Genomic DNA, 6,850 nt, shown 5'->3' with positions numbered 1-6,850 from the left:
AATCTCTTCAAGAGATTTTTATTAGGGAGTATTGAGATCAAGATCTTTAGATAAGGTTCTTCTACAAAATAATACTATCGTATTATTTTGTAGTTGGTTTTGGTTTTTGTTTTGTTTTTTGTTGAAAGATGGTGGGCTTCTGGTAGAAAATCACTGTTATGGTTTCACCATTTGTCTCGTATGCTGGGAGCAAGAAATCCTTGCTAAACTGGCTTTATAGGTATTTTCCCAGAGAGGCAAAGGTTTATGTTGAGCCATTTGCTGGGACTGGGGTTGTTAGCTTCTTAAAGCCAACGAGGACAGAGTTAGATGTACTGAATGACATAAACGAGGATGTAATAAATATGTTGAAATGCATAAGGGATGACACGGAGAAATTTGCTGAGTACATTCTTTTCACTCCAATCTACAGCAAGGATTACGAGGAATACAGAAGACTTGCTGTAGAGGGGAGAGATGAATTCATCAGGGCAGTTAACTATTTTCTCTATCTCTTGACAACTATTCCTTTCGTAAAGGGGAGAAGTAAGTTTCTGTGGATTTGGGTTAAGGACAGGAAGGAGAAGGAATGCGATGTAAGAATAAGCAAAGACCGGATTGTTGAAAGTATAAGAGAAATGGGAATTAGGTTCAAGAACACGGTTTTTATAAGCACTGACTATGAAAGCGTAGTTAGAGGTTATGATAAAAAGGGAGTATTTTTCTATCTAGACCCGCCGTATCCTAATAGCGTCATAGGAATAGAGGGCAGAACAAACAAGTTTGACTACGAAAGACTGCTGGATGTTGTTTTGGAAATAAAAAATGATTTTCTTTTGTCTCTAGGCCACGGTGAAAAAAACGAAGAAGCAAAGGAAGTTGTTATGAAGTTTGCTAGCAAGCTTAAAATTGTTGACAAGCTGGTGAGAGCCAGTTGCATCGGTATGCAAAATAAAACCTTTGTAGAGTATCTTTTTACTAACAAGGACACGAAGTCAGTTTCTGTACACGTGGAAGCTTTGTTCTAGCCAATTCCAGACATCGTCTAGAAGGTCTTTTGCTATCTCTTTTAGTGTTTTCACGGTTTGTGGTTTGTTTTTGCCTGTTGTTTTCACTTTTACCTTTATTCCGTTGTCCTGATAGAAGATGACGGAGAATTCATCAGAAAGCTTGAACATTACCTTTTCTCCAAACAAAATACAAGATGCAATTATCTTCGTGTAGACAGGATATTCGTCTTTGAAGCCAAATTCCTCTTTTATCACAAACTTGTTTTTACCTATTTTTATTTCATACTTTTTGGTCTTCGGTATAAATTCAAGTACGCTGTAGGCGACCGATAGTTCGTTTATTCCTCTGAAGTATAGAAAAGTTTCGGCAAACCTGTCATCGTTTTCGTTCTTTATTTCTCCAACAGCAACCTTTATCATAGCATCTCATTTACCAGTTTTTCCTTGTCAAGATAGATTATAAAACTACTCCTGCCTCCTCTTACAACTACGGGTATTCTGTCTGGAATGTAGATGCTTAGAGATGGATACTTAGTTGCAACAAACCTGATGAGTTTCTTTACCATAGGAAGACTTAAATACCTTCTACCGGCCCTTATGTTTGAGAGCGAGGACTTCTTGATACCAAGCGATTCCCTTAGTTCAACAGCAGGAATGACCGAACAAATCCTCTCAATTATGTCAGAATGTATTCTTACTACTTCTTCGTTTACCATAGAAAAATTATAAACAGCAACCTATGTAGTTTTCAAGTTGAAAAAACTTGAAAGGTGGTCTTGAATATGTTATAATCTTGCTATGATTGACGAAAACTTAAGGAGGGAGATGGTAAGAATTTTTAAATCTCCCAAGCTTGTGAGTGTTGCTATAGATGTATTCACGGGTCTTTCGTTTGCTCAAGCGATAGAAAAAAACAAAATATCACACGTTTGGGTCTATAAGAACAAGGAGAAAATCCAAGAAATGCTAACCTTTCTTGAAAAAAAGCAATTGGAAGCAGAAAATAGCGATGAGGTTGGATGGGATTGGGTCATAGGATTTTGCAGAGAAAGATTAAAAAATCCGAATCTGGAGGATGCGATAGCAGTAAAGTATTTGGATGTCTTGACAAAAGCGCTTGAGAAGAAGAAAAAACTGCCAGATGAGTTTATTGAGGGGGTGTGAATGGTTTTTGACAAAGAAAAAGATGAATACGATTACTTAGGCATCAGAAGATGGCTCAAGGAGGTAATTTACAAAAAAACCATATTCAGAACCTCCTACTTTCAGGAACTTCTTAAGAAAGCAAAAGCGAAGTACAAGTCTGTTGCTTATGCCCTCTACAGGACTTTAAAGGCATTGAAACAAAAATTCCCTCTAAGTCTTGTAAGGTTTCACAGAAAGCAACTTGTTTTCTTGGGCGAAATTTTTGTTAAAAAGAGAGATATTGTTTTGTTTAAGGGAGGGAACAAAAGCGGTAAAACTACTGCGTTAGTAAGCGCTTGTGTGTTGAAAGCATTAGAAAAACCTAACACAAGAGTATGGGTTGTTGTTGTAAGTTTTCCTCTGGGTGAAGATGTTGTGAGCAGTAGAATAGAGGCTTTGTCTAAAGGCTTTGCAACATTCAACAAAAAAACCTACACCTACGAATTCTTTAACGGCTCAAAAATAACCCTTAAATCCGTTGAAAGCGGGGTTTATTCCTTTCAATCTGCTTCCGTTGATTTGGTTGCGTTTGATGAAAGACCTCCGAAAGAAATATTCCTAGAAGCATACGCAAGAACAATAGATACGCAAGGACAAGTCATAATGACCTACACTCCAACAGAAGGAGTTGATTGGGTTTATGATATGTTCTTTGCGAAAGATAAGGGAATACCAGATGAAGACTTTAGCGTCGTAAATGTTGCTACAATGCAGAACAAGTTTATAAAACACGACAAGATACGAAAAATAAGGAACATAAGCGAAGAAGAATATATGAAGCGGGTTTATGGTGCCTACGTGCTAGCGAATGACGTTCTCCTTCTTAGAAACGAAGACCTTACGGAACTATTACAAACCTCCTTCACCCGCTATTCCTTGGTTTTAGACCAGAACAAGGATGTAGTTGAGATACCAGAACAACAGGATGTGAACACTCTTGAATACTTCAAATACCCAACAACGAGTAAGTCTTATTTCGTGGGTGTTGACATAAGCGGTGGTGTTGAACTTGATACATCCGTTATCCTTGTCTACACCCTTTCCGGTGAAGTTTGCTGTCAGTACTACTCCAACAAGGACAGTGTGAGAGAAGTTGCTTATAAGGCAGTTTACCTTGCAAGAAAATACAACAACGCTCTAATTTCTTTTGAGAGAAACGGAATAGGTTTTGCTTTCTCTGACTACCTGAAGGAACTTGGATATTTCAACATCATAAGAGACAAATCCAACAACTTGGGTATAGCAATAACAAGGGATGAGAGATTGTATCTGTACAAAATCCTGCTTGAATACCTGAACACAAAACAAATTCAGATAACAAGCAACATAGCAAAAGAACTTAGTAAGTTGAGAGTTGATACAGGGTACATCCGTGCTTCTGGTGGCGACGACTTTATAAGTGCTCTACTCCTAATCGTTAAAAGCATACACTCACAGAAAATACAATTTTCAGTCCTTAACAGCAGTGTTGAAAGAAAGGTAAACGATATTATAAACTACAGTCTTGCCTAGAGGAGGTGCAGATGGTAGAAGTAATGTTGGTAATTGTTATTGTAAATTCAATCTTAACTGTACTTTTGGCTGTAAGGCAAAATGCGCTTGAGAAAATGCTTGAGGACAGAAGAAAGATAAGCGAGGACAAAAAAAGAACAAACGATGACGAAAATGTAAAAGAGGTTAAAACGATAGCAAACAACAGATATGATGATTTTAAAGACTATCTCGGCATTTGAGGAATGGGAGGGTGTATGTTTTACATTTGCAGAAACAAGCACATAATAATAAACCCTGTTAAGAAAAACAGTGAGTGGGTTTGTGGAGTTTGCGGAAGCGGAATAAACAAAATATACAACAATGATATGAAGGTTGTCTATGATGGTAGAATAATAAAGCTGAGATATGTTGCAAACCTTTACAAAGACTTTTACAAACAACCGATTGAAAAGGAGGTAAGGAGGTGAGTAGTAAGTCAGATAAGGTTGTTGATGAAATACAAAAGGATTACAACAACGCAAAAACAGAACTGATTCAGATACAAAGGCTTTTCCAGTTTGTGTCTGGTGACCAGTGGAGAACTAAAAATTGGATGCCGATTGACGTAAAAGGACTTCCCAAGAGAGTTCATAATAAAATAATCACGTACATAAAGGCTCTGACGTCTTACTTTATTCAGAACTACCCAGAGGTTAAGCTTAACAATATTCCTGCCGAGTACAGAGTTGTTGAAGCAGAAATAAACAGGCTTTTGCAAATTCCGTACAATGCAAACCAAATAGCGAAGGCAGTTGGTTTCTCTCTAGTTGCTGGATACTCCGTTGTGAGAATGGGAATAACGCAAAAGGGATTTAAGGTGGATTTTGTCTACCCGTTTCAGTTCTACCCAGAAAATGGTTCCCTTGACCTGCAAACTGCAGGATACGTTGTTGAAAGATATATAGCAAGGAATGACAGACCTCTTTTGCCTATACCAACAAGTGTATTCCAGCAGTATTATAGCTCAAACAAAGAAAAATTTAGCATCTTTACCAAAATCCACTACAGAGAAAAGGACAAAATGAGGCTTGTCGTTTTAAAAAGTGATTATGGGGAGTTGGTTGGAGACATAAGAGGAGAAGTCGTTTTGGAAGAAGAACTCACAACAGCAGTCTTTCCGTACGCAATTATAACGCAAGACCCGTTTATTGGAACTGTGTATGATTACCAGCTGTCAGAGGTTTCTCAGGCTAGAGATACGCAAGTTATGATTAACAAGATAGTGTCCTACTCCGATATCGTTATGGGTCTTGCTTCTTTGGGAATTGTTAAAGCGAGAAATATGCAACCAAACCAGATAGAACTCTACCCGGGTGTAATAATACCAGTTCCAGAGTACAGTGATATCGTGATAGATAGAGGAATTGGACTTAACTTCAACTTTGAAGCATACAACATATCCTCAGCTCTTATTGACGATATATTCGGAATGAATGAAATCCTTCGTGGTATCAGGCCTGCTAACATATCATCTGGCGCAGGATTACAGCAAATGTATAACATCGCACTAAGCAGACTTCAAATCAAGGTCCCATCCTTTAGACAATTCTTTCAGACGCTTACAGAGTACATATCAGAAATTTTGGACGTTTTGGTTGAAAGGCAGATTGTTAATGTACAGGAGGATATCGCTTTGAAGTTTATGGAAGACTCGCGCAACTACACACCTGATATAACACCAGTCTTTTCTGCTTTGAGAAGAGATGAAGAAATCGTTGATACAGTTATTAGGTTTACCAATGCGGGAGTGTTCCCACCACAAATAGCAATGAACGTAATTTTGGATAAATATAAGCACCTTTTCCTATCAAAAACCGAACTTTTGGTAGAAAAGGTGTCTGAGGCCCTAACAATTAATGCAGGTAGGATAATTAGCAAACTTGTGGGTCTAAGTAATATTTCTATAGGAGGTCTGGCTATGGAAGGAACATTAGTTTTAAGTGAGGCAGACAAAAAGTTTCTTTCTGCCGTCGGAATAAACCCTGATGAGGTTACACCTGATGTGCTAAAAATGGCAAAGGACATACTTGAAGATCCTGATATGAAGCCACAAATACAGCAAATGGTGCAGGAGTTAGTAGCAAAGGGATACCAGCAAGCAGATGCACAAGCAATGGTAGTCGTCACTATAATAAAGAGTATCCTAGATGCTCTCAAAGGGCAACAGACTACACCTCGGCAACCTGCACCGCAGGGGTAGTGTATGGATGATGTTGTGAGAGAAGCTGTTGAGGAGGCAATAGCAACATCAATAGTCAAGGACGATAGCGGGACGAAAAAAGAAGGACTTGACAAACAGACTGAAATCGTTAATAATAATGGCGATACTGCTCCGCAGGGAGAGGGGGAGTTTCCAAAAGAAAACCAAAGTTTTCAGCAAGAAACAGGTTTTCAGAAAGAAACCCCCCACGAAGGTATTCCTGCAGGTGTTGCTCTAGACTATGGAAGCATAAAAAGGGTTGCTAAAGAGATTAACATAGAAGAAAAAGATGTAGAAGAGATTGTGAAAACTCTCGGTATAACTCCGAATGTTATACTGGAGGCAAGAAAGCTTGTGAAAGATATTGATGAGTTGAACAGAAAAGTGGTTGTTATGGATACAGAGGTAAAACAGAAACCGAGAGAAGACAGCACAAAAAAAGCAACCCACACGAGAACTAGTTGGACAAACATTGCGGAGCAAATAAAGAGGGATAGAAAACTAATATAGGAGGTGCAATATGGCAACGTTACAAGACGTGGCCGATGCGTTGAACGGCTACATAAGAACGTACGACCTTTATGGTAAGGTCGTTGAAGATGTGTGGAAGACCAGCGCTTTAAGCGTAGTTCTGAGAAAAAACAAAAGGATTGTTGACGGTGGAGTTGAGTATGAGTTTAGAACCCGTCTAGCAACTCCAAACATACCAGTTCAGAGAGCAAGATACTACGATACTCTAACACCAGAAAGACTAGGTAACCCTATAGTTGGCAGAGTTCCTATAGGAATATTCCAGTACGTTGTATCTATCTCGCAAGACGAGATTGACGCAGTTAGAGGAGAAGCAGAAGTTATTGACCTTCTGACAGACAAGTTAAATGAACTTGAAAATCTAGCAAAAGACAGGATAGCAAGAGACTTGATATACGGAACTGGGCAAAAC

General features: G+C 38.6%; 10 protein-coding genes. 8 read left to right on the top strand and 2 right to left on the bottom strand.

From position 1 onward, the window contains the following. Positions 1 to 158: 158 nt before the first annotated feature. Entirely contained in the window at positions 159 to 1,007 is an 849-nt protein-coding gene (locus ABDH28_00100) for a DNA adenine methylase (protein MEN2997430.1), read from the top strand. Here the strand turns inward: ABDH28_00100 and ABDH28_00095 are convergent. Together ABDH28_00095 and ABDH28_00090 are read right to left on the bottom strand one after the other, a co-directional pair. Then, positions 975 to 1,409: a hypothetical protein gene (locus ABDH28_00095; GenBank protein MEN2997429.1), complete on the bottom strand. Its 435-nt coding sequence runs from the start codon at positions 1,407 to 1,409 to the stop codon at positions 975 to 977. The genes ABDH28_00100 and ABDH28_00095 overlap by 33 nt on opposite strands. After that, positions 1,406 to 1,705, bottom strand: coding sequence for a hypothetical protein (locus ABDH28_00090; protein ID MEN2997428.1), 300 nt, complete (start codon positions 1,703 to 1,705; stop codon positions 1,406 to 1,408). The genes ABDH28_00095 and ABDH28_00090 overlap by 4 nt, the downstream gene beginning before the upstream one ends. A gap of 82 nt (positions 1,706 to 1,787) precedes the next feature. On the opposite strand from ABDH28_00090, the gene ABDH28_00085 reads away from it, so the two are divergent. From ABDH28_00085 to ABDH28_00055, 7 genes are all read left to right on the top strand, one after another. Further along, positions 1,788 to 2,153 carry a hypothetical protein gene (locus tag ABDH28_00085; GenBank protein MEN2997427.1) on the top strand — a complete coding sequence of 122 codons (366 nt, stop codon included), beginning with the start codon at positions 1,788 to 1,790 and terminating at the stop codon, positions 2,151 to 2,153. After that, positions 2,154 to 3,686 (top strand): phage terminase large subunit, encoded by a 1,533-nt coding sequence (locus ABDH28_00080; protein MEN2997426.1) that lies wholly within the window; start codon positions 2,154 to 2,156, stop codon positions 3,684 to 3,686. A gap of 11 nt (positions 3,687 to 3,697) precedes the next feature. Next, positions 3,698 to 3,907, top strand: a complete 210-nt coding sequence (locus ABDH28_00075) for a hypothetical protein (protein ID MEN2997425.1) — start codon at positions 3,698 to 3,700, stop codon at positions 3,905 to 3,907. A 15-nt stretch (positions 3,908 to 3,922) separates the two neighbouring features. Beyond that, a complete protein-coding gene (locus ABDH28_00070; protein MEN2997424.1) occupies positions 3,923 to 4,135 on the top strand; it encodes a hypothetical protein in 213 nt (70 codons plus the stop codon). Next, the gene (locus tag ABDH28_00065) at positions 4,132 to 5,907 is read left to right on the top strand and encodes a hypothetical protein (protein ID MEN2997423.1); all 1,776 of its coding nucleotides are present in this window, start codon (positions 4,132 to 4,134) and stop codon (positions 5,905 to 5,907) included. Before ABDH28_00070 ends, ABDH28_00065 begins: the two co-directional genes overlap by 4 nt. Before the next feature lie 3 nt (positions 5,908 to 5,910). After that, complete coding sequence (locus ABDH28_00060; protein MEN2997422.1) at positions 5,911 to 6,417, top strand: hypothetical protein; 507 nt, start codon at positions 5,911 to 5,913, stop codon at positions 6,415 to 6,417. A gap of 10 nt (positions 6,418 to 6,427) precedes the next feature. Next, on the top strand, positions 6,428 to 6,850 hold a 423-nt coding region (locus ABDH28_00055), incomplete at its 3' end, for a hypothetical protein (protein MEN2997421.1).

The sequence above is a fragment of the Brevinematia bacterium genome (genome assembly GCA_039630355.1).
Lineage (GTDB): Bacteria > Spirochaetota > Brevinematia > DTOW01 > DTOW01 > SKYB106.
The sequence above is the reverse complement of the archived record's forward strand: the minus strand, read 5'-3'. Positions and strand labels throughout refer to the sequence as shown.

Coding starts and splice junctions, on each gene's coding strand:
- ABDH28_00100 (MEN2997430.1), top strand. CDS start 159: ATGGTTTCACCATTTGTCTCGTATGCTGGGAGCAAGAAATCCTTGCTA.
- ABDH28_00095 (MEN2997429.1), bottom strand. CDS start 1,409: ATGATAAAGGTTGCTGTTGGAGAAATAAAGAACGAAAACGATGACAGG.
- ABDH28_00090 (MEN2997428.1), bottom strand. CDS start 1,705: ATGGTAAACGAAGAAGTAGTAAGAATACATTCTGACATAATTGAGAGG.
- ABDH28_00085 (MEN2997427.1), top strand. CDS start 1,788: ATGATTGACGAAAACTTAAGGAGGGAGATGGTAAGAATTTTTAAATCT.
- ABDH28_00080 (MEN2997426.1), top strand. CDS start 2,154: ATGGTTTTTGACAAAGAAAAAGATGAATACGATTACTTAGGCATCAGA.
- ABDH28_00075 (MEN2997425.1), top strand. CDS start 3,698: ATGGTAGAAGTAATGTTGGTAATTGTTATTGTAAATTCAATCTTAACT.
- ABDH28_00070 (MEN2997424.1), top strand. CDS start 3,923: ATGTTTTACATTTGCAGAAACAAGCACATAATAATAAACCCTGTTAAG.
- ABDH28_00060 (MEN2997422.1), top strand. CDS start 5,911: ATGGATGATGTTGTGAGAGAAGCTGTTGAGGAGGCAATAGCAACATCA.